This is a genomic window from Bradyrhizobium sp. AZCC 1693 (assembly GCF_036924745.1).
In the GTDB taxonomy this organism is placed as follows: domain Bacteria; phylum Pseudomonadota; class Alphaproteobacteria; order Rhizobiales; family Xanthobacteraceae; genus Bradyrhizobium.
The window spans coordinates 5,945,999-5,969,138 of sequence record NZ_JAZHSD010000001.1 but is presented as its reverse complement, the minus strand read 5'-3'; the positions used below and the strand labels follow the sequence as shown (position 1 = coordinate 5,969,138).

Here is a 23,140-nt window from a genome sequence, read left to right as displayed (position 1 = left end):
CTGTTTTCTGCGGACCTAACCGGCGAGCCCCCTCCGGGTTCCTGAAGCGCTCGAAATGCCTCGGTTCAGAACGCTCGGCTCAAAGTATAAGCCCGCCATCGACCACGATGGTCTGGCCGATGATGTAGGACGACAACGGCGAGGCCAGGAACAGCGCCGCGCCGGCCATGTCGGCAGGCGTGCCGAGCCGCTTCAGCGGGATCCGCTCCAGCGCGCCTTCGAGGCGTTTCGGATTTGATGTCGTCGCCTTGGTCATCTTGGTGTCGACCAGGCCCGGCGCGATGCCGTTGACGCGGATGCCGTTCTCGGCCCACGCCTCGCCGAGCGTGCGCGTCAAGCCCACGGCGCCGGTCTTCGAGGCGTTGTAAGCCGGGTTGCCCATGGTGGAATGAAAGGCGGCGGTCGAACTGACGATGATCAGCGACCCTTGGCTCGCGCTCAGCATCGCCTGAAATCTGGTTGCGCACGCCATCAGGCTCATCAAATTGACTTCCACGACCTTGCGAAAGCCATCCATCTCGAATTCGCCGCGGCGGTAGATCACCGCGCCTTGCGCCAGCACCAGCACGTCGAGCTTTTCGAACGGCGGCTTGAAGGCTCCGATCGCCTGCGCGTCGCTGACGTCGAGCCGGAAGTAATCGAGACCTTCGAGATGCGACCCTTCGCCGGGCGAATAATCGGCTGCGCTTGCGCGGGTACCGCAGACGGCGACACGCGCGCCCTTGGCGCGGAAGGCCTGCGCGATGCCGTTACCGATGCCGCTGGAGCCGCCGACCACCAGCACCTGCCTGCCGCTGAAATCCAGTTCGTTCATCGCTCGCGATCCTTTTTGATTGTGTTTTAACTGACGCCTTCGTCGAGGAATTTGACCATCAGAACCTCGTCGTAATGTCGGCCGTCCTGCTTGAGGGCTCGCTTTTCATAGCCGTACTCGACAAAGCCCATGACACCGTAAAGCCGGCACGCAGCCTTGTTCTCGTTCACCACAGTCAGCTGAACCATCTCAACGCGCCCCTCCGCATGGTCGAGCACTGCCGCGACAAGTCTTTTTCCAAGATCCAAATTTCGCGCAGCGGTTCGAACATACATCCCCCAAAGCAGCCCCTTATGCGCTTGCTTCGAACCTTCCTGCGCGGCGTATCCGGCTATTCCCACCAGCACTCCGTCGAGGAATGCGCCGAAGATATCTGTGCGGCCAACGACCGCTTCGAACCACGACAGCGGTTGCGCGTTTTCTCTCTCAAACGTGCTGGAGAAAGCCTCGGGATTTCTTTGCAACGCCTCCAGCCGGATGTCCCTGTAGAGGGCGGTGTCTGAAGTCTCGAGGCGACGAATCTGCAGAGGGGGAATATCGGCCACCGTTGCACCTGTTCCTGCCTGGTTTGACCTGTCTGCGGATCGGTGCCAGCCTTGTCAATCCTGCACCGCGATCAGTTCCCATTCCGCGAGTCATTCCATGTCGGATTTCAAAGAGCTCAGCCGCTCGGTCAAAGGTCTGACCGTTCTCGTCACCGGCGCCGCCAGCGGCATGGGCCGCGCCACCGCGCTCGTGTTCGCAGCCGAGGGCGCCAACGTCGCCGTCACCGATATCAACGCCGAGACCACCCAGGCCGTCGCCGGCGAGATCACCACAACCGGCGGTTCGGCGAAGGCATGGACGCTCGACGTCGCAAAGCCTGACGACATCATCAAGGTCGTCAATGACATCGCCGCTCATTTCGGCTCCCTCGATATCGTCATCAACAATGCCGGCGTCTCCGTGCGCGTCGCGATCGACGACGAGGATTATGAAGCGGCCTGGGCCAAGGCGCTGGCCGTAATGCTGACCGCGCATCCGCGCATCATCCGCGCCGCGTTGCCGCATCTGCGCCGCTCGAAGAGCCCGCGCATCGTCAACATCGCCTCGACCGAGGCGCTCGGCGCGACTGCATTGCACAGCCCCTATTCGGCGGCGAAAGCCGGCGTTACCGGCTTGACGCGCTCGCTTGCGGTAGAGCTCGGCCGCGAGGGCATCACCGTGAACTGCATCTGCCCGGGCCCGATCCGCACCGCGATCACCGAGCGCATTTCCGAAGAACACAAGACGATTTACGCCAAGCGCCGCACCGCTCTCGGCCGCTACGGCGAGCCCGAAGAGGTGGCGCACATGACGCTGAGCCTGTGCCTGCCGGCGGCCTCCTTCCTGACCGGCGCGGTTATCCCCGTGGATGGCGGGTTGATGGCGCGAAACGCGTAACGGGCATGCGTCCGCAGCGTTGACTTGGGCACGTCAGGGAGTAATTTTTCTGACAAACGAAGCGGGTTAACCCGCCCGCGGCTTTTGGGAGAAACGCCATGACGGTCACGATCCGGCAGCTTCATCCGCATTTTTTCGGCGAGGTTTCGGGCGTTGATTTGCGAAAGCCCCTGACGCCGCAGGAGGCGGCCGACATCGAGGCCGGCATGGACAAATACGCCGTGCTGCTGTTTCGCAACCAGGACATCACGGACGAACAGCAATTGGCCTTCGCGCTGAATTTCGGCGAGCGCGAGACATCGCGCGGCGGCAACATCACCAAGAAGGAAGATTACCGGTTAACCACGGGGCTGAACCGTCTCCAATCTCGGCAAGGACGGCAAGCCGTTGCCGCGCGATAGCCGCACCCATCTGTTCAATCTCGGCAATTGTCTCTGGCATTCCGACAGTTCGTTCCGCCCGATCCCGGCAAAATTTTCGCTTTTGTCGGCGCGGGTCGTGAACCCCAAGGGCGGCAACACCGAATTCGCCGACATGCGCGCAGCCTATGACGCGCTCGACGACGACACCAAGGCCGAGATCGAGGACATGATCTGCGAGCATTCGCTGATGTATTCGCGCGGCTCGCTCGGCTTCCTGGATTATAGCGACGAAGAAAAAGCGATGTTCAAGCCGGTGCTGCAGCGGCTGGTGCGGACGCATCCGGTGCACCGCCGCAAGTCGTTGTATTTGTCATCGCACGCGGGCGCGATTCAGGGCATGAGCATGCCCGAGGCGCGGCTGCTGCTGCGCGATCTCACCGAGCATGCCACGCAGCCGGAATTCGTCCACGTCCATAAATGGACCGTGCATGACCTCGTGATGTGGGACAACCGCCAGACCATGCACCGCGTGCGACGCTACGACCAGTCGCAGCCCCGCGACATGCGACGTGCGACGGTAGCCGGCACCGAGCCGACGGTGCAGCAGCAGGCGGCGGAGTAATATCCTCCGGCGTCCCTGCGAACGCAGGGACCCATACCGCGTGATCCATCGATGAGGTGCGGTAGCAGACGCGCTGCGTTAGCCGGTTGCTGTTGTGAGTTGTTGAGCGAAGCCGTCGCCCAGTGTGCCCATTACGCAGGCCGCGGCGTATGGGTCCCTTCGCCCGTGCGCAATTGCGCACTAGGCAGGGACGACGCTGTGCTTGTTGTGAATGCTCGCTAAAACACGCCTACGCGTGCCCGGCCTCGTTCGACAGCATGCCGGGGTCGATGCCGATCTTTTGCAGTGCGCGCTGGTATTTTTCGTCGACATCGTCGCCGAAGATCAGCTCCGGGTCGGCGTCGCAATGCAGCCAGCCATTGTGCTGGATCTCGTCCTCGAGCTGGCCCGGCGCCCAGCCGGCATAGCCCAGCGCCAGGATCGCGTGCTTCGGTCCGGTGCCCTTGGCGATGGCCTTGAGGATGTCCACCGTCGCGGTCAGGCAGATGCCGTCGTCGATATTGAGCGTCGCATCCTGGATGAAGAAATCGCTCGAGTGCAGCACGAAGCCGCGGCCGGTGTCGACCGGGCCGCCCTTCAGCACCTGCATGGTCTCCGCGTTTTCCGGCAGCTTGATCTGGTCGGCCTTCTGGATGATGTCGAGCTGGACCAATAGCCCGGGAAAATCGATGCTGCCGGCCGGACGGTTGACGATGATGCCCATCGCCCCCTCGGACGAATGCGCGCACATGTAGATGACGGAGCGCTCGAAGCGCGGGTCGCCCATGACCGGCATGGCAATCAGCAGCCGGCCGTCCAGGTAGCCGCCGGAGGACGAATTGTCGCCAATGCCGGCAGCTTTGCGGCGAACGGGCTTCGGTGTCTTGCCTTCAGGGCTCATCCGCAAAGGCCTCTCTTGCTGATTCATATCCTGATATCGGGTGCGGTTTCTGTCAATCAAGCTTCCGGCGCCATTCGCCTGCCGATCACACGCAATTCAATGGTTTGCGCCGCAACTTGCCTGTAAAGACGTCCCATGATCGTGATGGTTCCCCTGCGCGCCGCGCTCGGCGTCGCCGCTTTGTGTGTCGCGTGCGCGACGTCGGAGGTTCGCGCCGAGGATGCGTCGCCGTGGCAACGTGACGCGCATTCCGCAGTGCGGTTGCTGGCGGGATCGCGCAGCGGCACGGTGCTGCTCGGCGGCGTTGCCATCCAGTTGCAGCCGGGATGGAAGACCTATTGGCGGACGCCCGGCGATTCCGGCGTTCCGCCCCGCTTCGACTTCTCCAAATCGGACAATGTCGAAGCCGTGACCGTGCTGTGGCCGGCGCCGAAGAAATTCGACGATGGCGCCGGCGGCACCGCGCTGGGATACAAGCAGCAGGTCGTGCTGCCGTTGCGGATCGTCGCCAAAAACGCCGACAAGCCGGTGACGCTGCGGGCCAATATCAGCTACGCGGTTTGCGACAAGCTCTGCATTCCCGTCGAAGCCCATGCCGAACTGGCCTTTGCCAGCGTGGCAAGCACCGAGGACGGCAATTTGTCCGATGCGCTCAATACGGTGCCGAAGCCCGCCAATATCGGCGACCCCAATCCGCTGACCATCCGCGACGTCAAGCGCGAGGGAAAGAGCAACGTGCTGGTCGACGTGACAGCGCCCGAGGCCAAGGAAGTCACCCTGTTCGTCGAGGGGCCGACGCCGGACTGGGCGCTGCCGGTTCCCAGGCTCGTCGAGCCAAGCCCGCCCGGCATCAAACGCTTTGCCTTTGAGCTCGACGGCCTGCCGCCCGGCGCCATCCCTGAAGGCGCCGCGCTCAAACTGACGCTGGTCGGCGGCGACCGGGCCTACGAGTTCAATGTCAATTTGAATTGACGTCCGCCGGCAGTATAGGCGCAGCCCCCGCCAAGCGGCTCCAGCTTCCGCCAGCGCGCAAGAAACACCTCCTCGCGATAGCGGGCTTTTCCGAGTCAGTGCAGCGAATGCTTTCGACCCGAGGAGAACCGGCCGCGCCGGCTCTCCTGCAGAATACTGTCTAACCTTTCTGACCGCTCATCTGCTGGGCGCGCATATAGCTCTTGCAAGCACCCCGCATATCGCCCTTCGCCATAGCGGCATTTGCCGCGCCCATCTCCTTCATCATCGCCGCCTTGCCGGGACTGTCAGGCATAGCGTTGCTGGACGTGACGAGCTTGGCCATGTTTTCGCTCGTGCAAGCCATCTTCGCGGAAGCCGGGCTGAAGGCCAGCGCAGTGGCGACTGTAATAGCGGTAACAAGCAGTTTCATATTTCTCCTCCCCGGCCACACAATGCGGCCGGAGCTTAAAGTTGGAAAAGGCCGGAAAAGTTCCAGCGAGCTGGATTGCGTGGGCCGGGCGATCTTGGTGAATGGCCCCCGGCAGCCTCCCACCCAACCGAATCTTAACGAATGGTTGATACATCCGGGCATCGCCGCCGCCTCGCGGCGCGTTTCGGGGATGCACCCTTGTGGCCGTGATGGATACGCAATCCGCAACCGCTCCGCCCGCCGGCGTGATCGCGCGCCTGCGTGCGCTGCTTGGCGGCTCCAGTGAGGCTTCCGTCACCAGGCGGCTGGCCGGCACAATCTTCATCATCCGCGTCTTCAGCGCAGCGCTCGCCTATTTCGCGCAGATCCTGCTGGCGCGCTGGATGGGCGGCTCGGATTACGGCGTCTATGTCTATGTCTGGACCTGGGTGCTGCTGCTCGGCAGCATGATGGATTTCGGCATCTCGGCATCCGCGCAGAAGATCATTCCGGAATACCGCACCCGGGGCGAGCATGCCCTGCTGCGCGGCTTCCTCTCCGGCAGCCGCTGGATGACGCTCGCCGTCTCCTCCATCGTCGCGCTGTTGCTGGCGGGCGTGGTGAGGGGGTTGTCGCCATGGATCGACGCCAACGCGATCGTTCCCCTCTATATCGGTTGCCTGACGCTGCCGGCATTTGTCGTCGCCAACACCCAGGACGGCATCGCCCGCTCGCATGACTGGATGCAGCTCGGCCTGATGCCGCAATTCATCGTGCGGCAGTCGCTGATCATCGGCCTGACCGCCGGCGCCTTCGTGCTCGGCTTCAATCTCGGCGCCACCGCCGCGATGTGGGCCAGCGCCGCCGCGGTCTGGATCGCGATGATCGGCCAGATGATCGTGCTCAACCGCAGGCTCGGCGGCCACATCGAGCCCGGCCCCAAGGCCTATGACTTCCGCGGCTGGCTCGCGGTCTCGCTGCCGACCCTGCTGGTGGAAAGCTTTTACCTGCTGCTGTCCTACACCGACGTGCTGGTGCTGCAGCAGTTCCGCTCCTCCGAAGAAGTCGGCGTCTATTTCGCTGTCGTGAAGACGCTGGCGCTGGTCTCCTTCATTCACTACGCGATGGCGGCGACGACGGCGCATCGCTTTGCCGAGTATCACGCGCAGGGCGACAGGCCGCGGCTGTCGGCCTATGTGGCGCACGCGATCCAGTGGACGTTCTGGCCATCGCTGGCCGCGACCATCCTGTTGCTGGCGCTGGGCAAGCCGCTGTTGTCGCTGTTCGGACCGCAATTCCTAGTCGGCTACGACATCATGTTCATTGCCGCTGTCGGCCTCGTGGTGCGCTCCGCCATCGGCCCGGTCGAGCGGCTGCTCAACATGCTCGGCCACCAGCATATCTGCGCGCTGGCCTATGCGCTCGCCTTCGTCATGAACGTCGTGCTGTGCGTGATGCTGGTGCCGCGCTTCGGCGGCCACGGCGCCGCGGCCGCGACCTCGATCTCGCTGGCGTTCGAGACGGTGCTGCTGTTCTGGATCGTGCGCCGGCGCCTCGGACTGCACGTGCTGGCGTTCGGGAAGCGCTGATCCTGGAGCCCACTGGAACGGTTGGAACACAACCGCCTGCATGATATATTCTTCCCATGACCGTGACCGACCTGAAGAATTTGCTGGAACGCGCTCAAACCTGGCCCGAAGAGGCACAGGATGAGCTTGTTGCGATCGCAAACCAGATCGAGAATGAATTGCAAGGGCAGTACTATCAGGCGACTCAAGAGGAACTGCGGATCATTGACGCGGCCATGGCCTCGATCGACGCCGGCGAGACCGCGACCGACGGTGAAATCACGACGGCATTTGCAAAATTTCGCCAGGCATGAAGCTCGTCTATTCAAGACGAGCACTCGCTGATCTCGATGGGATTTCGGCCTATTACGCGGCCAGCGCAAGCCCCGCGATAGCTGATTCTGTCGGACGGCGGCTGGAAGATGTCGTTGACCGCATTTGCCGCATCCCTGAATCTGCTCCGAAAGTCTCGCAGCGATCTCAGGTCCATGTCGTAACCGTCGTGCGTTATCCGTTCCGGATTTTCTATCGCGTGCGCAACGACACGATCGATATCTTGCACATTCGACACACGTCGCGACGGCCTGTGAACACGATCGACTGATGGGGTTCCGCCCGGACGGCCGACACCATCGACGAGGCAGAACATCGGTATCGCCCTGCACCGGCAAATTGGGGAAAACAACCACCGGATTCCGGTGCGCGCATGAAATATTCTTATTTCGCCTGATCCGCCATCGATAGGACGTTTATCTCCTGCGTTGATATATATTCGCATATGCGAAATGGAACTTGCACCCGGAAATGATTGATCCGCTTTATGTTGCCTCGGGATTCGGCGTCGGCCTGCTGGTCGGGATGACCGGCGTCGGCGGTGGCTCGTTGATGACGCCGTTGTTGATCCTGCTGTTCGGCATCCATCCGTCGACCGCCGTCGGCACCGACCTGCTATACGCCGCGGCGACCAAGACCGGCGGCAGCCTGGTGCATGGCGTGGCCCGCAGCATTCACTGGCCGGCGGTGATCCGTCTCGCCAGCGGCAGCATCCCGGCGAGCGTCGTCACGCTGCTTGTGCTGTGGCAGCTCGAACTCAACGGAGAAGCCGCGCGCAGCCTGGTCAATCTGGTGCTGTGCTTTGCGCTCATTCTCACGGCGACGTCGTTGATTTTCCGCAAGGCGATCATGGATCGATACCGCCAGCGCATGGAACGGCTCGGCGCCTCGACGACTGGCAACGCGACCGTGCTGGTCGGCGTGGCGCTTGGTGTGCTGGTTTCGATATCGTCGGTCGGCGCTGGCGCGGTTGGCGTCACCGCGCTGTTGCTGCTCTATCCGCGCCTGCCGATGGCAAGCATCGTTGGCTCCGACATTGCACACGCCGTGCCGCTGACGCTGGTCGCCGGCATCGGCCACTGGGCGCTGGGTTCGGTCGACTGGGCGCTGATGGGTGTGCTGCTGATAGGCTCGCTGCCCGGCATCGTGATCGGTAGTTACTGTGCGGTCCGCGTCCCGGAGACGGTGCTGAGGCTGCTACTCGCCACCGTTCTTGTTCTGGTCGCCGGCAAGCTTGGCTTCAATGAGTTGCACTTGTCGACGGCAAGTATCGCGGCCGTTACCGGGAGCGCTGCCCATTAGGCGCACTCCCGGGGGCCGTTCGCAATTTCCTACTCCGCGGTCCAGCCGCCGTCGATGGAGTAGTTGGACCCGGTGATTTGGGCTGCATCGTCGCTGCACAGGAACAGTGCCAGCGCAGCAACCTGCTCTGACGTCACGAACTCCTTGGTCGGCTGGGCGTCAAGAAGCACGTCCTTGATGACCTGCTCCTTGGTCATGTTGCGCGCCTTCATGGTCTCGGGGATCTGGTGCTCGACCAGCGGCGTCCAGACATAGCCCGGGCTGATGCAGTTGCAGGTGATCTTGAAGGTCGCAAGCTCCAGCGCCACCGTTTTTGTCAGCCCGGCGATGCCGTGCTTGGCCGAGACATAGGCCGACTTGAAGGGCGAAGCCACCAGCGAATGCGCGGAAGCGGTGTTGATGATGCGGCCCCAGCCGCGCTTCTTCATGCCGGGCACGGCGGCGCGGATGGCATGAAATGCCGATGACAGATTGATCGCAATGATCGCGTCCCATTTCTCGATCGGAAACTCTTCGATCGGGGCGACGAACTGGATACCGGCATTGTTGACGAGGATATCGACCGAGCCGAAGGTCTTCTCGCCGAGCGCGACCATTTCGGCGATTTCGACGGGCTTGGTCATGTCGGCAGGCGAATGCACCGCGCGGACTTTGAAGTCGGTTTCGATGCCGGAACGCTCGCGCTCGATATCGGCCGGGACGCCCATGCCATTGATAACGATATTGGCGCCAGCGCCGGCGAAAGCGCGCGCATATGCCAGTCCGATGCCACTGGTCGAGCCGGTCACGACGGCGGTTTTGCCTTTTAATGTACCCATATCAATTCACTCCTGCTTGCCTCCGCGGGATTTGGGACCGTTCCCCGTCATATCGTAAGCCATCATGGTCTGGCCGGATTGCGGGCGCTCGAGCACATCCTTGTGACGCATCGACAGATGAACGTCGCGGACGCCCGCGTTCCAATGCTCGAGCATGGCGACATGCGAAAAATCGTAATCCTTCGAAGAGGATTCGTAATTCTTGCTCTTGTAGATCAGGTGCACCACGGTGACGGTGTTTTCCTGGGCGGCTTTGCAGAGAATCTCTGCCAACGGATCGTTCTTGAGATGATCCGGCAATTTTCCGAGCAGCTCGCGCATCGCCTTGCGGATATTGTGCACCTGCTTGTTCTTGTCGGTGCTCATGCGGGTGCGGCTGGAAAAACGGATGTCCTTTTCACGCTCGGCGGCCTCGAGCAGCGACGTCGGCAAATCGCCGCGCGCGCTGAACAAATCGACCTGGAAGATCAGCAGATCGCGGTTGCTCTCCTCGCCCAGCACGTGATCCAGCGGCGTGTTGGAGGCGATGCCGCCGTCCCAGTAATGCTCGCCTTCGATCTCGACGGAAGGAAATCCCGGCGGCAGCGCGCCGGACGCCATGATGTGCTCCGGCCCGATCTTCTTGCCGAGCTTCCTGAACTCGAAATTGTCGAAATATCTGAAATTGCCCGAGGTCACGCCGACCGCGCCGACGCTCAGCCTCGTCTTGAGATCGTTGATGCGGTCGAAGTCGACCAGCCGCTCCAGCGTCTTCTTCAGCGGCGCGGTGTCATAATAGCTCTGCGATTGCGGGCTGCCCGGCGGCCACAAGGGCGCGGGCGGAATACGCGGTGTGAAGAAGCCGGGCACGCCGAAGGTCGCGATCAGCGCGGCGCTGGTTTCGTTGAACAGCGAGCGCGCGCGGTCGCCGTTTGTGACGGGATTCCACGGCACCGGGGACGACACCATCTCCCAGAACTCTTTCAACCGGTCGACGCGTTTCTCGCCTTCATTGCCGGCGATGATCGCGGCGTTGATGGCGCCGATCGAAATGCCCGCGATCCATTCCGGTTCGAACCCGGCCCGGCACAGCGCATGAAAGGCGCCTGCCTGATAGGAGCCGAGCGCGCCGCCACCCTGCAGGACCAGCACGCGCTGCGCTTTGGCAGGCGTGGTTGCGGGCGCGGGGTTTGAATGATCCATCGTGACCGTCGATCAGTGGACAGAGAGGCCGGCACCGTGGCGGCAGTTCGCGACGGCGTCAATCGGCGAGATCGAAGCAAGGATCACGCCGAGTTTACCGCCCTGTGAGGCATCGAAGCCCGTAACCGGGCCTGCTTCAGGTTGATGCAAGGATGAGGGTCCAGAACACCTTGTATTTGGTGCCTGGAGCATAAGTCGCCGCGATGCCCAATTTTGTGACACCGTTCTTGAGCATGTTGGCCTTATGCGGCGGCGAGTCGCGCCAGCCGGAGAAGGCCTCCGCCAGGGTGTGATATCCGGCCGAAATGTTTTCGACCGCGACCGTCGCCGGATAGCCGGAGGCCCCCAGCCGCTTGTCCAGCGGACCCTTCACATTGTGGTCCATCTTGTTGCGCGCCGCCATCGCCTGCGACTGCTGCTCGGCGAGCCTGATCAACTCGGGATCGACCACCACGGTGCCGAGGCCGTTGTTCTGGCGGTATTGCGAGATCATGGTCGCGGCGGCGACCGTATCGAGCGTGGCGCCGGGTTGGGCCATGTCGAGATACATGGCCGGCTGATCCGGGATTTTGACGTCTGCCGAGCAGCCGGCAAGCAGAAAAAGCCCGATAATGGCGGTAGTCGCCCGTTTCACTGAAAGAATCCCCCAAAGCTGGACGGCCGTTGTTGCATACCAACCGTGGCTGAATGGTGAACGGGGGACCAAATCCACGGTCATTCCGGGGCGATGCAAAGCATCGAACCCGGAATCTCGAGATTCTCCGATGCGCAATCGCGCATCGTAGTTCGCTTCGCGCCCCGGAATGACGACTTCGCCGTCAATCCTGTGCCGCAAAGATCCGGTAGCGGCGGGGCTGCAGGCCGATGATCTCGCCGGCCTGGAGTTCCCGGTCCCGGGGGGCATCGATCTCGATCACGGTCTTGCCCTCACTGCCCGTCAGCGCCACCTCCGCCCGCTGAATCGGGCCGAACGAGCGGACATGGCGCACCGCGCCCTCCAGCGAGCCGGTTCCCGCCGGCCCGATCTGCATGTCGTGGCGGCGGACGAACAGTTTTGAGGCGCCGGAGGCCGCGCCATCGGCGGCGATATTGAGCGGCCGGCCGCCGAGCCGCACCGAGCCGCCGGCAACCTCCACCGGCAGCACGATGGATTCGCCGATGAAGCCGTGGACGAAGGCGGTGGCGGGATTGTCATAGACATCGCCCGGCGTGCCGATCTGCTCGATACGGCCCTTGTCCATGACAACCACGCGGTTGGCGACTTCCAGCGCCTCTTCCTGGTCGTGGGTGACGAAGATCGAGGTGACGTGAATTTCGGAATGCAGCGAGCGCAGCCATTGCCGCAGCTCTTTCCGCACCTTGGCGTCGAGCGCGCCAAAGGGCTCGTCGAGCAGCAGGATGCGCGGCTCGATGGCGAGCGCACGCGCCAGCGCGATGCGCTGCCGCTGGCCGCCGGACAATTGGCTGGGATAGCGGTTGGCCAGCCAGTCGAGCTGCACCAGATCCAGCAACTCCTTGACGCGGGCGCGGATCGTGGCCTCGTCCTTGCGGACGGCGCGCGGCTGCACGCGCAGGCCAAAGGCAACGTTTTCGAACACCGTCATGTGGCGGAACAGCGCATAATGCTGGAACACGAAGCCGACATGGCGCTCGCTGGCGCCGTGTCCCAGCGCATCCTCGCCGTCGATCCGCACCTCGCCGGCGTCCGGCCAGTCGAGGCCGGCGATGATTCGCAACAGCGTCGTCTTGCCCGAACCGGAGGGGCCGAGCAGCGCCAGCAATTCGCCCTTGCCGACCTTCAGATCGACATTGTCGAGGGCGGCGAACGCGCCGAACTTCTTGACGATGTTTTTGACTTCAATGGTCACTTGGAATTTGTCCTTCGTCCAGACGCTGTTCGAGAACGGTCTTCACGACCAGCGTGATCAGGGCCAGCATCGCCAGCAGCGAGGCGATCGCAAACGACGCCACGAATTGATACTCATTGTAGAGAATCTCGACCAGCAGCGGCATGGTATTGGTCTCGCCGCGGATATGACCCGACACGACAGACACCGCGCCGAACTCGCCCATGGCGCGCGCGTTGCACAAGAGTACGCCATACAACAGGCCCCATTTGATATTGGGCAGAGTGACGCGGAAGAAGGTCTGCAGGCCTGACGCTCCGAGCGAGGTCGCCGCTTCCTCCTCCTGCGTGCCCTGCTCCTGCATCAGCGGAATGAGCGAGCGGGCGACAAACGGGAACGTCACAAAAATCGTCGCCAGCGCAATGCCGGGCACCGCGAACAGGATGTGGATGTTGTGCGCCTGCAGCCACGTGCCCCAATAACCCTGCGCGCCGAACAGCAGCACGAAGACGAGGCCGGAAATAACCGGGCTGACGGAGAACGGCAGGTCGATCAGCGTGATCAGGAAGGTCTTGCCGGTAAAATCGAATTTCGCAATCGCCCAGGCCGCGATCACGCCGAACACGAGATTGAGGCCAACCGAAATCGCCGCCACCAGCAAGGTCAACTGGATCGCCGACAGCGCCTCCGGCTCGGCCAGCGCAGAAAAATAGGCGCTGATGCCTTTCGAAAAGGCCGATGCGAACACCACGACCAGCGGCAGCACCACAAAGACGGTAAGGAAGGTGACGGCAAGCGCGATGATGACGAAGCGGACGGGTGCGGGCTCGGTTCGCAAATCCTTCGGCGAAGCCACCGCGCGGGCCGCCGTGGACGTGTAGATCCTTAGCGGCGTCGCCGGAGTAACAAAGCTCGTTTGCGTCGACATCGACCGGCCCTCAATGCGCGGGAATGCGGGTTTGCGCCCAGCGTTGCAGGCGATTGACGGCGAAGATGATCAGGAACGACGCCAGCAGCATGACGACGGCAATCGCCGTCGCATCGGCGTAGCGAAATTCGGACAGCCGGATCACGATCAGGAGCGGCGCGATCTCCGACACGTTCGGCAGGTTGCCGGCGATGAAGATCACCGAGCCGTACTCACCGACCGCGCGCGCGAACGCCAGTGCAAAGCCGGTCAAGAGCGCCGGGATCAGACTCGGCAGGATCACCCGGAACACCGTGTGCCAGCGGTTGGCGCCGAGGCTCGCCGCCGCCTCCTCGATTTCAGGATCGAGATCGATCAGCACCGGTTGAACCGTCCGCACCACGAAGGGGATTCCGATGAAGACCATCGCAATGAAAATTCCGATCGGCGTGAACGCGACCTTGATGCCGAGTTCGGCGAGCGGCGCGCCGAGCCATCCCTTCTGCGCAAACAATTGCGTCAGCGCCACGCCCGCGACCGCGGTCGGCAGCGCAAAGGGAATGTCGACGATGGCGTCGAACAGCCGCCGGCCCGGAAACCGATACCGCACCAGCGCCCATACGATGATCGTCCCCATCACCAGATTGACGCAGGCGGCGGCAAACGAAAGGCCGAACGAAATCTTCAGTGCATTGAGCGTGCGGCGGCTGGTGAGGATGTCCCAGAATTGCCCCGGAGAAAGCTCGAGCGTCTTGAGAAACAGACCGGCGAGCGGAATCAGAATGATGACGGAAAGCCACGTCAGCGTCAGGCCCATGGTCAGACCAAACCCGGGCAAGGTGCTGCGCCGTGCGACCGCTGTGCTCACAAAATCCCCTGCTTCCGCTATGGCCGGCTCTTGGCCAGATCAATTCTTGTAAATCTGGTCGAAAATACCGCCTTCGCCGAAGTGATCCTTCTGCGCCTTGGTCCAACCGCCAAAAACGTCGTCGATCGTGAAAAGTTCGACCTTGGCGAAGGATTTTTCGTACTCCCTCGCAATTTCCGAATCACGCGGACGATAGGAATTGCGTGCGGCGATTTCCTGACCCTCCTTGGTATACCAATACTTCAGGTAGGCCTCGGCGACCGCGCGCGTGCCTTTTTTGTCGGCAACCTTGTCGACGACCGCGACCGGCGGCTCGGCGAGAATCGACAATGGCGGCGCCACGATCTCGAACTTGTCCTTGCCGAATTCGCGCTGCGCCAGGAACGCCTCGTTCTCCCACGCCAGCAGCACGTCGCCGACGCCGCGCTCGACGAAGGTCACCGTCGAACCACGCGCGCCGGTATCGAGCACCGGCACGTTGTTGAAGAGATCGCCGACGAACTTCTTCGCCTTGTCGGCGGAGCCGAATTTCTTTTCCGCAAAACCCCACGCCGCCAGATAGTTCCAGCGCGCGCCGCCCGAGGTCTTCGGGTTCGGCGTAATCACCTGCACGCCGGGCTTGATCAGATCGTCCCAATCCTTGATGGCCTTGGGATTGCCCTTGCGGACCAGAAAAACTATCGTCGACGTATAGGGCGAGGCATTGAGCGACAGGCGCTTCTGCCAGTCGGCCGCCACCAGGCCCTTGGCAGCGATGGCGTCGATGTCATAGGCCAGCGCCAGCGTGACGACGTCAGCCTGCAGCCCGTCGATCACCGCGCGCGCCTGCGAGCCCGAGCCGCCATGCGACTGCTTGATCTCGACGCTCTTGCCGGTTTCTTTTTGATAGGCCGCGACAAACGCCTTGTTGAAATCGGCGTAGAGTTCGCGCGTCGGATCGTAGGACACGTTGAGCAGGGTGTAGTCGGCGGCGAAAGCTGAACTCGCCCAGAGCAGTCCAGCGACGAGCGGCAGAATGCGACGGATCATCGTTGATCTCCATTCGGCTTGATCAAGCATATCATCAAGCGCGAACGTATAAGTCGCGACGAAAGGCCGCTTCGTCAACGAAACCGCATTTCATTGTTTGCGGTTCCGCAGCCTCAATGTCCTATGAAATCCGGCCGCTCAAGAAGTTTTCGTCGTGTGAATGCCGCATTCCGTCTTCGGTCTGCCGCGCCAACGGCCGGCACGCGCATCCTCGTCCGGCGCGGTCCGGCTCGAACACGGCATGCAGCCGACCGACAAATAGCCGGAGGCGACCAGAGGATGCGGCGGCAGCTTGGCGAGATTGTAGATCGCCTCGATCTCTTCGCGCGACGCGTTGGCGAACGGATTGAATTTCAGCTTCGCGCCGTCGTCCTCGACGACGGGAATCTCGGCGCGCGCGCCGCCCTGAAAACGCTTGCGTCCGTTGATCCAGGCCGAGAACGGCTTCAGCGCCCGCGCCAGCGGTTCCACCTTGCGAATACGGCAGCAGGCGTCGGGATCGGAAAACCACAATTCGCGATCGGGATCCTGGCGTGACAGCGCTTCTTCCAGCGGCTTGATCGAGCGAACGTCGCGAAGGCCGAGCGCAGCAATCAACGTGTCGCGATAGGCGAGCGTCTCCTCGAACAGCCACCCGGTATCGAGAAAGATCACGGGAATCGCGGGATCGACGTCCGCCATCACCTTGAGCAGCGCCGCCGATTCCGTGCCGAACGACGACACCAGGGCAAGCTGTTCGCGGCCGACAAGCTTAAGCGCGGTTTCAATGACATGCGCCGGCGAGGCGTCGCGCAAGGTATGATCGAGCGTCTGCGCCGAATGAAGGATCGCCGTGTCAGCGGCGATGCCGTGCTGTACGATCGTGCTCACTGGCCGGCACTCTCCGAATGACGCAACTGCATCCGACGATTGAGCGCGGTGACGCGGCCATCGCCGGTCGGCTGGTAGAACACCGAATAGCGCTTGCTGGTTGCCGCAAACGCCGCCGCGTCGCTGTCCTTTTTCACCTCGAAAGCGTCGAAGCCGGCGCGCAGCATGAACACGAACTGGTCGCGCAGCACCTGGCCGGTGGCGCGCAGCTCGCCTTCGAAGGCGTACCGCTCGCGCAACAGCCGCGCCTGGCTGTAGGCGCGGCCGTCGCGGAACGACGGGAACACCAGTGCTACCGCCGCCAGCCGGTCGAGATACGGCACGAGATCGTCGATGTCGCGATTGTTCGGCCAGATCACGCCGAGCTTGCCGGCGCGCGCCAGCAAGGCTTGCGGATCTTCGAGGAACCGCGCCGCCGGAACCAGGATCGCGCCATCGCCCGGCAACTCGGCGCCGTCGGGCACATGGACGAACAGGTCCGCTGCAATCTTTCCGTCCTTAACGAGTGGCATAGACCCGCTCCCTGAATGGTTCGACGCCGAGCCGCTTCACCGTATCGACGAACAATTCGTCGGGGCGCGCGCGCAAGGCAAGATAGGCTTCGACAATGTCCTCGATCACGTCGGCGACGTCGACGTAAGGCACCGCCGGGCCGATCAAGGTGCCCATCTGGGCGTTCTCGTCGGCACGGCCGCCGATCGTGATCTGGTAAAACTCCTCGCCGTTCTTCTCGACGCCGAGAATGCCGATGTGGCCGACATGGTGATGTCCGCAGGCATTGATGCAGCCGGAAATGTTGATGTGCAGCCGGCCGATCATGTTCGCCGTGTCGTGATTGGCGAAGCGGCGCGTCAATTCCTGCGCGATCGGGATCGAGCGTGCATTGGCGAGCGAGCAATAATCCAGCCCCGGACAGGCAATGATGTCGGAGACCAGATTGATATTCGGCGTCGCAAGGCCGATTCTGTCGAGCGCCTTCCACAGCGCGGGCAGATCGCGCCTGGCAACGTGCGGCAGCACGAGGTTCTGCTCGTGGCCGACGCGGACTTCGCCGAAGGAATATTTGTCGGCGAGATCGGCGACCGCGTCCATCTGGTCGGCAGTGGCGTCGCCCGGAGGCCCGCCTACCGGCTTCAGCGAAAGCGTCACGATCGAATAGCCCTGCACCTTGTGCGTGAACACCGAGTTGCGGCGCCAGGCCTCGAAATGCGGATCATGCGCCGCCTTCTTCAGCTCTTCCGGCATGTGCGGCAGCTTGTCATAGGCCGGATAGGAGAACCGCGAGCGGATTTCCTCGATCACGGAGTCATCGAGCGTCAGCGCGCTGTCGCGAATCTGCTGCCACTCCTCCTCGACCTCCGCAGCGAACTTCTCGATGCCGAGCTCGTGCACCAGGATCTTGATGCGGGCCTTGTAGATGTTGTCGCGGCGGCCGTACTGGTTATAGACGCGCAGAATCGCCTCGACATAGCTGAGGATGTCGCGGCGCGACACGAACGGCTTGATGGTCTTGGCGATGAACGGCGTGCGGCCGAGCCCGCCGCCGACCAGCACCTCGAAGCCGGTCTCGCCTTCCGCGTTCCGGTAGAGACGCAGGCCGATGTCATGGATCTTGATCGCGGCGCGGTCGTGGTCGGAGGCCGTGATCGCGATCTTGAACTTGCGCGGCAGGAACGAGAATTCCGGATGCAGCGTGGTGTGTTGCCGCAGGATTTCCGACCAGATGCGCGGATCCTCGATCTCGCCCGGCGCGACGCCCGCCCACTGGTCCGAGGTAACGTTGCGCATGTTGTTGCCGGAAGTCTGCATGGCGTGGATGCCGACTTCGGCAAGATCGGCCAGCGCATCCGGCAATTCGGCAAGCTTGATCCAGTTGTACTGGATGTTCTGCCGGGTGGTGAAATGGCCGTAGCCGCGATCGTAGCGGCGCGCGACATGCGCAAGCCGCCGCAACTGCTTCGACGACAGCGTGCCGTAGGGGATGGCGACGCGGAACATGTAGGCATGCAGTTGCAGATAGACGCCGTTTTGCAGCCGCAGCATCTTGAATTCGTCCTCGGTGAGTTCGCCGGAGAGACGGCGCTTCACCTGGTCGCGGAATTCAGACACGCGTTCATTGATCAGCGTGCGATCGAGTTCGTCATATGCGTACATGATGGATCAGCCTTGATACGTCGTTTAGGCCGGAAGCAGGTCGATGGTGAGACCCTTCGACCGGATGCGTTCGCGCAAATTGCCGGGTTTGATCTCGCCGCTGTCCTTGAGCTCGACCGGCGCGATATAGGCGCCGACCGCGCCGACGTCGTCGGCATTGGCTTCGGCCAGCAGCGCCCGCGCTTCATCGGAGGTGCGGACGATCGCAGCGTCCGACAAGCTTGCCGACCAGCCCTGCTGCGCGGTGCGATAGATCACGATGCCATCCGAGGTGCGGTTGGCGGTCACCATCGAGGGTCCGGTGATCTTGATTTTTTGTTGAAGTGGAGAGGTCATTCGGCAGCATCCAGCAGTTTGGAGATGACTTGATTGAGGTTGGACTGGCGCCACGGCGCGGAATGCGCAACGACGTCGCCGATGATGAGGATGGCGGGACCGCCATCGATTTTTTCGACCAGCGCAGGAAGATTCTCGAGCGTGCCGACCACGGCCTGCGCATCCGGCCGCGTCACCCGCGCGAACACACCAACGGGTGTTTGCGGCAACCGGCCTGCGGCAAGCAAACCGGCACGCACCGATGGCGCCGCGGTCATGCCCATATAGACCACGATGGTCATTTTCTTGTCGGTCAGCACCGACCAGTCGACCGTCTCGGCGTCCTTTGCCTTGTGCGCCGTCAGGAAGGTGATGCGCAGCGCCTCGTGGCGATAAGTCAGCGGCGCCTCGAATTGCGCGGCGGCACCGAGCCCTGCGGTAATGCCGGGCACCACCGAACAGGCGACGCCGGCCTCGCGCAGCACTTCGATCTCCTCGCCACCGCGGCCGAAGATGAAGGGATCGCCGCCCTTCAACCGCACCGCGCGCTGTCCGGATTTCGCTGCATCAATCAGCAATTTGTTGATCGCATCCTGGCCGATGCCGGGCTTGCCGACCCGGCGGCCGACCGGAATGCGCGAAGCGTCGCGACGGATGCGATCGAGAATTTCCGGCGAGACCAGTTCGTCGTAGAAAACGACATCCGCATCCTGCAGCGCGCGCAGCGCCTTGATGGTGAGCAGATCGGGATCGCCCGGTCCGGCGCCGACCAGCGTCACCCTGCCCTCGGCCTTGCCGTCCTTGCTCGCGCCGGCGAAGGCGGAGGGATCGGCGATTTCGTTCAGCGCTTTTTCGGCCTCGCCCCTGCGGCCGGCGAGCACCAGCGCGCCGATCGGGCCGTCGATCACGCGCTCCCAGAAGCGGCGGCGCAACGGGAATTCGGGAATGCGCGCATGCATCGATTTGCGAAAGCTGCCGATGAAGGCGGCGAGATCGCCGATGCGCGCCGGTAGCACGGCCTCGATGCGCTCACGCACGCGGCGCGCCACCACCGGAGACGCGCCGCCGGTGCCGACGGCAACGACGACATCGCCGCGATCGACAATCGCGGGAAAGATGAAAGTGGAATGCGCGAGATCGTCCATCACATTGATGGGCAGCCCGACCGCCTTGGCGCGCGCCGACATCGCAACGCCGATGTCGCCGGCGCCGGCGCAAAGGATTGCGATCACGCCGGACAGATCGGAAGCGAGCGGATCGCCGGTCGCGTGTTCGATCCGGGCGGCATCAGCCGCATCGAGCCCCGAAACGTCATGACTGCCGTCAGTCGCGTACCAGCGGATGTTGGCTCCGGCCGATGCCAAGAGGCGCAATTTCGCGCGCACGAGTTCGCCGGCTCCGACGAGCAGCACCACGCCGCTTTGCAGATCGAGAAACACGGGCAGGAATCGCATGCGAAACTCGCTTCCCCCACTTCGGGGTTGACTGGAATTATTTTCTATATATGTGTCGTTCAACACCCGCAAAGAGAAAATTATTTCTTCTCTATTGCAGCGCGACTATAGAATTTTCGCCCCCCAAGGCCAAGGCCCAGAGATGCATCTTCTCAACCCCGACTCCGCCAAAGACCGGTTGCGTGCCACCGACCTCAAAAACGGCTCCGCTGTCCCGCAAATTTTCGCCGACGGACGACTGCCGCCGCCGTCGATGGACCATCTCGATGAACTCGAGGCGCAGAGCATCTACATTCTGCGCGAAGCATTCGCGCGGCTGAAGAAGCTCGCGCTGCTATGGTCGCTGGGCAAGGACTCCAACGTGATGATCTGGCTGGCGCGCAAGGCTTTCTTCGGCCGCGTGCCGTTTCCAGCATTGCACGTCGACACCGGCAAGAAATTTCCGGAGATGTATGCGTTCCGCGATCGCTTCGGCAAGGAGTGGGAGCTCGATCTCAAGATCGAGCCCTGCCCGCCGATCGACGCTGTCGATCCGACGTTGCCGCCGGCCGCACGTTCCGCCGCGCGCAAGACTGAGGGACTCAAATGGGCGCTGACCAAATATGGCTTTGACGGATTGATCGCCGGCATCCGCCGCGATGAGGAAGCGACGCGCGCCAAGGAGCGCGTGTTCTCGCCGCGCGGGCTTGAAGGCGGCTGGGACGTGCGCGATCAGCCCCCGGAATTCTGGGACCAGTTCAACGCCTCGCCTCCAACAGGCGCGCATCTGCGCATCCATCCGATCCTGCATTGGACCGAGGCCGACATCTGGGCCTACACCAAGCGCGAGAACATTCCGATCATCCCGCTTTATCTCTCCAAGGACGGCAGGCGCTATCGCTCGCTGGGCGATCAGGACATCACCAATCCGGTGGCATCGACCGCCTCCAGCATCGACGAGATCCTGACCGAGCTCGACGGCACCAAGGTGCCGGAGCGCGCCGGCCGCGCGCTTGATCACGAAACCGAAGACGCTTTCGAGCGGCTGCGTGTCGCCGGCTATCTCTAACGGACATCTGGTGTGAGCGTCGCAATGAACATGATCCTCCCCGCAAGCGTCTCGGCCACGCCGAACGGTACCACGTCGATGCCAAATGGCACGACGCGACCGCAGGTTCGCATCGTCATCGTCGGCCATGTCGATCACGGCAAATCCACTTTGGTCGGACGCCTGCTGCACGAGACCGGCAGCCTGCCCGAAGGCAAGCTTGAAATGCTGAAGGCGGTCAGCGCGCGGCGCGGCATGCCGTTCGAATGGTCGTTCCTCCTGGATGCGCTGCAGACCGAGCGCGATCAGGGCATCACCATCGACACCACGCAGATCCGCTTCCGCACCCGTTCGCGCGACGTCGTGCTGATCGACGCGCCGGGCCACGCCGAATTCCTCCGCAACATGATCACCGGCGCCTCGCAGGCCGACGGCGCGGTGCTGATCATCGACGCGCTGGAAGGCGTGCGCGACCAGACCCGGCGGCACGGCTATCTGCTGCATCTGCTCGGCATCAAGCAGGTCGCCATCGTCGTCAACAAGATGGACCGCGTCGATTTCAGCGCTGCCAGATTCAAGGAAATCAGCGACGAGATTTCGGCGCATCTGATCGGTCTCGGCGTGACGCCCTCGGCCGTGATTCCGATTTCTGCGCGCGATGGCGACGGCGTCGCCGAACACACGCCGCGGATCGGCTGGTATCGAGGCCCGACGGTGGTCGAAGCGCTCGACGCGCTCGAACCGGCGCGGCCGCTGGAGCAACTGGCGCTGCGGCTGCCGGTGCAGGCGATCTACAAATTCGACGACCGCCGCATCGTGGCGGGCCGTATCGAGTCCGGACATCTGAGCGCCGGCGACGAAATCGTCATCATGCCCGCCGGCAAGATCGCGAAGATCAAGACGGTCGAGAGCTGGCCGGTGACGCCGCTCAAAGGCAGCCACGGCGCCGGCCGTTCGGTCGGCATCACGCTCGATCGCGAATTGTTCATCGAACGCGGCGATGTCATTGCACACGCCGGCGCGACGCCGCGCGACACGCGGCGAATTCGCGCGCGGATTTTCTGGCTGCACGACAAACCGCTGTCGAAGGGCGATCAGATCCTGATCCGCCTCGGCACGCGGGAAAGCCGCGCCAGCGTGGTCGCGATCGAGAAGGCGGTCGATCCCGGCGAACTCTCCAACGAGGAAACCAAGGCGATCGCGCGCAATCATGTCGGCGAAATCGACATCTCGCTGGCGCAGCCGATCGCGGCCGACCCCTATCAGGACAATCCGCGGACCGGGCGGCTGGTGATCGAGGTCAATGGCCGCATCGCCGGCGGCGGCCTCGTGCTGTCGGTCGACGCCGGACAACGCGCCGTCCCGATCGACATCGTGCCGGTCGAATCCGCATTGCGACCCGAGGAGCGCTCGGCGCGCTATCGCCACAACGGCGCGGTGATCTGGCTGACCGGCTTGCCGGGCTCCGGAAAATCGACGCTGGCGCGCGCGCTGGAGCGCCGGCTGTTTTCGCGCGGCGGTTCGCCGATCCTGCTCGATGGCGACACCTTGCGCGCCGGCCTCAATGGCGACCTCGGCTTCTCCGCGCAGGACCGCACCGAAAACATCCGGCGGCTCGCCGAAGTCGCGACCCATCTGGCGCGCAACGGCCATATCGCCGTTGTTGCCGCGGTGTCGCCGTCAGCGGACGATCGCGCCGCCGCCCGCCGCATCGCCGACACGACGTTCCGCGAGATCTATGTCGCAACGCCGGCCGAGATCTGCGAGAGCCGCGACCCCAAGGGCCATTACGCCAAGGCGCGCGCCGGCACGCTGCAGGCGTTCACCGGGATCGGCAATGACTACCAGCCGCCGGCCCGGGCGGAGCTCAGCATCGACACCTCGGCCAAAACGGTTTCGGATGCGACCGACGAGATCGAGCGGATGCTGGCGGAAACCGGCATTTTGTTCGACGAACTGGTGGACCTGGCGGCCAATATCTAGGCGTTTTGGGGCCTTCTCAT

At 63.1% G+C, this 23,140-nt stretch carries 24 protein-coding genes and 1 pseudogene; 9 read left to right on the top strand and 16 right to left on the bottom strand.

Going from position 1 to position 23,140, the window contains the following annotated elements; genetic code table 11:
* Positions 1–79 precede the first annotated feature (79 nt).
* Together V1293_RS28275 and V1293_RS28270 are read right to left on the bottom strand one after the other, a co-directional pair.
* Positions 80–814, bottom strand: a complete 735-nt coding sequence (locus V1293_RS28275) for an SDR family NAD(P)-dependent oxidoreductase (RefSeq protein ID WP_334514062.1) — start codon at positions 812–814, stop codon at positions 80–82.
* 26 nt (positions 815–840) lie between these two features.
* Positions 841–1,359: a GNAT family N-acetyltransferase gene (locus V1293_RS28270; protein WP_334514061.1), complete on the bottom strand. Its 519-nt coding sequence runs from the start codon at positions 1,357–1,359 to the stop codon at positions 841–843.
* Between the two features lie 97 nt (positions 1,360–1,456).
* Here V1293_RS28270 and V1293_RS28265 point away from each other — a divergent pair, with 97 nt between their 5' ends.
* A complete protein-coding gene (locus V1293_RS28265; RefSeq protein WP_334514059.1) occupies positions 1,457–2,236 on the top strand; it encodes an SDR family NAD(P)-dependent oxidoreductase in 780 nt (259 codons plus the stop codon).
* 98 nt (positions 2,237–2,334) lie between these two features.
* Positions 2,335–3,220, top strand: a pseudogene (locus V1293_RS28260) (TauD/TfdA dioxygenase family protein).
* Between the two features lie 229 nt (positions 3,221–3,449).
* Here V1293_RS28260 and V1293_RS28255 read toward each other — a convergent pair.
* On the bottom strand, positions 3,450–4,100 hold the full coding sequence (locus tag V1293_RS28255; protein WP_334514057.1) for a YqgE/AlgH family protein: 651 nt from the start codon (positions 4,098–4,100) through the stop codon (positions 3,450–3,452).
* A gap of 135 nt (positions 4,101–4,235) precedes the next feature.
* Between V1293_RS28255 and V1293_RS28250 the strand changes: the two genes are divergently transcribed.
* Positions 4,236–5,072, top strand: coding sequence for a protein-disulfide reductase DsbD domain-containing protein (locus tag V1293_RS28250; protein WP_334514055.1), 837 nt, complete (start codon positions 4,236–4,238; stop codon positions 5,070–5,072).
* 160 nt (positions 5,073–5,232) lie between these two features.
* On the opposite strand, the gene V1293_RS28245 is transcribed toward V1293_RS28250, so the two are convergent.
* On the bottom strand, positions 5,233–5,484 hold the full coding sequence (locus V1293_RS28245) for a hypothetical protein (protein WP_334514052.1): 252 nt from the start codon (positions 5,482–5,484) through the stop codon (positions 5,233–5,235).
* A 200-nt stretch (positions 5,485–5,684) separates the two neighbouring features.
* On the opposite strand from V1293_RS28245, the gene V1293_RS28240 reads away from it, so the two are divergent.
* From V1293_RS28240 to V1293_RS28225, 4 genes are all read left to right on the top strand, one after another.
* Positions 5,685–7,052 carry an oligosaccharide flippase family protein gene (locus V1293_RS28240; RefSeq protein WP_334514050.1) on the top strand — a complete coding sequence of 456 codons (1,368 nt, stop codon included), beginning with the start codon at positions 5,685–5,687 and terminating at the stop codon, positions 7,050–7,052.
* Positions 7,053–7,108: 56 nt separating this feature from the next.
* Positions 7,109–7,345, top strand: coding sequence for a hypothetical protein (locus tag V1293_RS28235; RefSeq protein WP_334514048.1), 237 nt, complete (start codon positions 7,109–7,111; stop codon positions 7,343–7,345).
* Entirely contained in the window at positions 7,342–7,635 is a 294-nt protein-coding gene (locus V1293_RS28230; protein ID WP_334514047.1) for a type II toxin-antitoxin system RelE/ParE family toxin, read from the top strand. Before V1293_RS28235 ends, V1293_RS28230 begins: the two co-directional genes overlap by 4 nt.
* Before the next feature lie 200 nt (positions 7,636–7,835).
* Entirely contained in the window at positions 7,836–8,666 is an 831-nt protein-coding gene (locus tag V1293_RS28225; RefSeq protein ID WP_334514046.1) for a sulfite exporter TauE/SafE family protein, read from the top strand.
* Between the two features lie 29 nt (positions 8,667–8,695).
* Here V1293_RS28225 and V1293_RS28220 read toward each other — a convergent pair whose 3' ends face one another.
* The 12 genes from V1293_RS28220 to cysG all read right to left on the bottom strand — a co-directional run bounded on the left by V1293_RS28220 (position 8,696) and on the right by cysG (position 20,110).
* Entirely contained in the window at positions 8,696–9,484 is a 789-nt protein-coding gene (locus tag V1293_RS28220) for a 3-hydroxybutyrate dehydrogenase (RefSeq protein ID WP_334514045.1), read from the bottom strand.
* A gap of 6 nt (positions 9,485–9,490) precedes the next feature.
* Positions 9,491–10,666, bottom strand: a complete 1,176-nt coding sequence (locus tag V1293_RS28215) for a patatin-like phospholipase family protein (RefSeq protein ID WP_334514043.1) — start codon at positions 10,664–10,666, stop codon at positions 9,491–9,493.
* Between the two features lie 136 nt (positions 10,667–10,802).
* Positions 10,803–11,300 carry a CAP domain-containing protein gene (locus V1293_RS28210; RefSeq protein WP_334514041.1) on the bottom strand — a complete coding sequence of 166 codons (498 nt, stop codon included), beginning with the start codon at positions 11,298–11,300 and terminating at the stop codon, positions 10,803–10,805.
* A gap of 184 nt (positions 11,301–11,484) precedes the next feature.
* Positions 11,485–12,534, bottom strand: coding sequence for a sulfate/molybdate ABC transporter ATP-binding protein (locus tag V1293_RS28205; protein WP_334514040.1), 1,050 nt, complete (start codon positions 12,532–12,534; stop codon positions 11,485–11,487).
* Positions 12,524–13,441, bottom strand: a complete 918-nt coding sequence (gene cysW, locus V1293_RS28200; protein ID WP_334514038.1) for a sulfate ABC transporter permease subunit CysW — start codon at positions 13,439–13,441, stop codon at positions 12,524–12,526. Before cysW ends, V1293_RS28205 begins: the two co-directional genes overlap by 11 nt.
* Before the next feature lie 10 nt (positions 13,442–13,451).
* Positions 13,452–14,258, bottom strand: a complete 807-nt coding sequence (gene cysT / locus V1293_RS28195) for a sulfate ABC transporter permease subunit CysT (protein WP_334516953.1) — start codon at positions 14,256–14,258, stop codon at positions 13,452–13,454.
* A gap of 69 nt (positions 14,259–14,327) precedes the next feature.
* Positions 14,328–15,317 (bottom strand): sulfate ABC transporter substrate-binding protein, encoded by a 990-nt coding sequence (locus tag V1293_RS28190; protein WP_334514036.1) that lies wholly within the window; start codon positions 15,315–15,317, stop codon positions 14,328–14,330.
* Between the two features lie 138 nt (positions 15,318–15,455).
* A complete protein-coding gene (locus V1293_RS28185) occupies positions 15,456–16,178 on the bottom strand; it encodes a phosphoadenylyl-sulfate reductase (protein WP_442894378.1) in 723 nt (240 codons plus the stop codon).
* Between the two features lie 5 nt (positions 16,179–16,183).
* A complete protein-coding gene (locus V1293_RS28180) occupies positions 16,184–16,699 on the bottom strand; it encodes a DUF934 domain-containing protein (RefSeq protein ID WP_334514033.1) in 516 nt (171 codons plus the stop codon).
* Positions 16,686–18,341: a nitrite/sulfite reductase gene (locus V1293_RS28175; protein ID WP_334514031.1), complete on the bottom strand. Its 1,656-nt coding sequence runs from the start codon at positions 18,339–18,341 to the stop codon at positions 16,686–16,688. Before V1293_RS28175 ends, V1293_RS28180 begins: the two co-directional genes overlap by 14 nt.
* 24 nt (positions 18,342–18,365) lie before the next feature.
* Positions 18,366–18,677 (bottom strand): DUF2849 domain-containing protein, encoded by a 312-nt coding sequence (locus tag V1293_RS28170; RefSeq protein ID WP_214489196.1) that lies wholly within the window; start codon positions 18,675–18,677, stop codon positions 18,366–18,368.
* Positions 18,674–20,110, bottom strand: a complete 1,437-nt coding sequence (gene cysG / locus V1293_RS28165; RefSeq protein WP_334514029.1) for a siroheme synthase CysG — start codon at positions 20,108–20,110, stop codon at positions 18,674–18,676. The genes V1293_RS28170 and cysG overlap by 4 nt, the downstream gene beginning before the upstream one ends.
* A gap of 253 nt (positions 20,111–20,363) precedes the next feature.
* On the opposite strand from cysG, the gene cysD reads away from it, so the two are divergent.
* Together cysD and cysC are read left to right on the top strand one after the other, a co-directional pair.
* Entirely contained in the window at positions 20,364–21,158 is a 795-nt protein-coding gene (gene cysD, locus V1293_RS28160) for a sulfate adenylyltransferase subunit CysD (protein WP_334516949.1), read from the top strand.
* A gap of 24 nt (positions 21,159–21,182) precedes the next feature.
* Positions 21,183–23,120, top strand: a complete 1,938-nt coding sequence (gene cysC / locus V1293_RS28155; protein WP_334514027.1) for an adenylyl-sulfate kinase — start codon at positions 21,183–21,185, stop codon at positions 23,118–23,120.
* Positions 23,121–23,140 lie beyond the last annotated feature (20 nt).

Excerpts from the sequence above, each read along its gene's own strand:
- V1293_RS28275 (WP_334514062.1), bottom strand. The coding sequence starts at position 814 with ATGAACGAACTGGATTTCAGCGGCAGGCAGGTGCTGGTGGTCGGCGGC.
- V1293_RS28265 (WP_334514059.1), top strand. The coding sequence starts at position 1,457 with ATGTCGGATTTCAAAGAGCTCAGCCGCTCGGTCAAAGGTCTGACCGTT.
- V1293_RS28255 (WP_334514057.1), bottom strand. The coding sequence starts at position 4,100 with ATGAGCCCTGAAGGCAAGACACCGAAGCCCGTTCGCCGCAAAGCTGCC.
- V1293_RS28250 (WP_334514055.1), top strand. The coding sequence starts at position 4,236 with ATGATCGTGATGGTTCCCCTGCGCGCCGCGCTCGGCGTCGCCGCTTTG.
- V1293_RS28245 (WP_334514052.1), bottom strand. The coding sequence starts at position 5,484 with ATGAAACTGCTTGTTACCGCTATTACAGTCGCCACTGCGCTGGCCTTC.
- V1293_RS28235 (WP_334514048.1), top strand. The coding sequence starts at position 7,109 with ATGACCGTGACCGACCTGAAGAATTTGCTGGAACGCGCTCAAACCTGG.
- V1293_RS28230 (WP_334514047.1), top strand. The coding sequence starts at position 7,342 with ATGAAGCTCGTCTATTCAAGACGAGCACTCGCTGATCTCGATGGGATT.
- V1293_RS28225 (WP_334514046.1), top strand. The coding sequence starts at position 7,836 with ATGATTGATCCGCTTTATGTTGCCTCGGGATTCGGCGTCGGCCTGCTG.
- V1293_RS28220 (WP_334514045.1), bottom strand. The coding sequence starts at position 9,484 with ATGGGTACATTAAAAGGCAAAACCGCCGTCGTGACCGGCTCGACCAGT.
- V1293_RS28215 (WP_334514043.1), bottom strand. The coding sequence starts at position 10,666 with ATGGATCATTCAAACCCCGCGCCCGCAACCACGCCTGCCAAAGCGCAG.
- cysW (WP_334514038.1), bottom strand. The coding sequence starts at position 13,441 with ATGTCGACGCAAACGAGCTTTGTTACTCCGGCGACGCCGCTAAGGATC.
- V1293_RS28190 (WP_334514036.1), bottom strand. The coding sequence starts at position 15,317 with ATGATCCGTCGCATTCTGCCGCTCGTCGCTGGACTGCTCTGGGCGAGT.
- V1293_RS28180 (WP_334514033.1), bottom strand. The coding sequence starts at position 16,699 with ATGCCACTCGTTAAGGACGGAAAGATTGCAGCGGACCTGTTCGTCCAT.
- V1293_RS28175 (WP_334514031.1), bottom strand. The coding sequence starts at position 18,341 with ATGTACGCATATGACGAACTCGATCGCACGCTGATCAATGAACGCGTG.
- V1293_RS28170 (WP_214489196.1), bottom strand. The coding sequence starts at position 18,677 with ATGACCTCTCCACTTCAACAAAAAATCAAGATCACCGGACCCTCGATG.
- cysG (WP_334514029.1), bottom strand. The coding sequence starts at position 20,110 with ATGCGATTCCTGCCCGTGTTTCTCGATCTGCAAAGCGGCGTGGTGCTG.
- cysD (WP_334516949.1), top strand. The coding sequence starts at position 20,364 with ATGGACCATCTCGATGAACTCGAGGCGCAGAGCATCTACATTCTGCGC.
- cysC (WP_334514027.1), top strand. The coding sequence starts at position 21,183 with ATGAACATGATCCTCCCCGCAAGCGTCTCGGCCACGCCGAACGGTACC.